Genomic DNA, 1205 nt, shown 5'->3' on the forward strand with positions numbered 1-1205 from the left:
GGTAGGGGGGCGTCGGTTGGAAAAAGGGGTAGCATGAATTTGCAGTAGATACTGGTATTTAGTTTGTTCTAAGCCTGGCTACGTAGTATAATGTATAATCTGTGTCCTTTTTCAGTAGTGTACCAGTTGCCTCCTGGGGCAGCGTTGCTGGCATCTAGCACGCCAATATTTCGCAACTCATACAACCCTTTTTCAAGAGCAGCAACATCTTTGTAATTATTATCTTTAATGAATTCTTTGCCAATTTTTTTTGCAAGCATAGTATTACAAATGCTTTGGGGAGAAGAACCATCAGAAAAGCTTGCTGCAACCGAGAAAATCTCCGTTAGAGTAAAATTTATGAACTCATCTCTAAAAGGGATTTTTATTGATTCTTTTTCTAGAATCTTTTGCAATTCAGTTACTTCATCTCTTGGCTGAGCTTGGAGTTTATTACTAAGCTCCCTATTCTCCTTACTTAATCGCGCTAATTCCTCAGCTATTTGTGGGCTAGCCGCCTCCGTAGCCCGTACCCAGCCGACTCGCGGATTAATGGTTATTTCATTACCCAGCGAAAGGGAAACATGATAGGCTAGCTTATCAACCGTGTCCCAAAACTTGATGACGCGGGCGCTCCCAACTTTACCCTTGAAAGCATCCAGCTTCTTTTTAGCTTTGGCCTCTATCCTATCTGCCGGCCACGTTGCAGTTTTCTCAATCACAAACCCTAAGCGCGGCACTCCCTGCTCCCCGGCGTAGTCATATTCCGTTTCGGTGTAGCTGAGGCTGCTGGCGGGGTCTTTCGAGCCGTAGCGGTGCGCTAGAATTACGAGATAATAGTCGGAGCTGTCGATGTAGCTTTTGATAGTTTCCCACTGGGTCTGGTCGCCCGCGTTGAACATCTCCATGCCTACCGGCAGGTGGCCGAGCTGCAATACGGCCTTTACTACTGCGTCGCGGTGCTCTTTGAGGTCATCAAAGGTAGAGCTAATAAAAACTTGGTATTTCTTAGGCATACGTTGAGCTTTGGTACTGCAGCAAAGTACTAAAGGTATCTTCTATAGCGGTTTCGCGAACCATTTATTCCTTTTGCAAGTGCTTGCGTAAGGCTATTTATGCAACCCTATTCGCTTGATTTACGCACCAGAATCGTGGCAGCCTTGCGCCAGCCCAAGTCCCGCCAAGCCGCGGTCGCTGAGCGCTTCGAGGTCAGCGTCGCCTTTATC

Annotated in this window: 1 protein-coding gene; it reads right to left on the bottom strand. The window is 46.9% G+C overall.

Annotated features, from left to right (window positions below; translation table 11 throughout):
• Positions 1-68: 68 nt before the first annotated feature.
• Positions 69-995: a DUF4062 domain-containing protein gene (locus QMK33_RS23340; RefSeq protein WP_283567037.1), complete on the bottom strand. Its 927-nt coding sequence runs from the start codon at positions 993-995 to the stop codon at positions 69-71.
• Positions 996-1205: the final 210 nt, after the last annotated feature.

Origin of the sequence: Hymenobacter sp. H14-R3, from assembly GCF_030063445.1 — a bacterium.
GTDB lineage: Bacteria > Bacteroidota > Bacteroidia > Cytophagales > Hymenobacteraceae > Hymenobacter.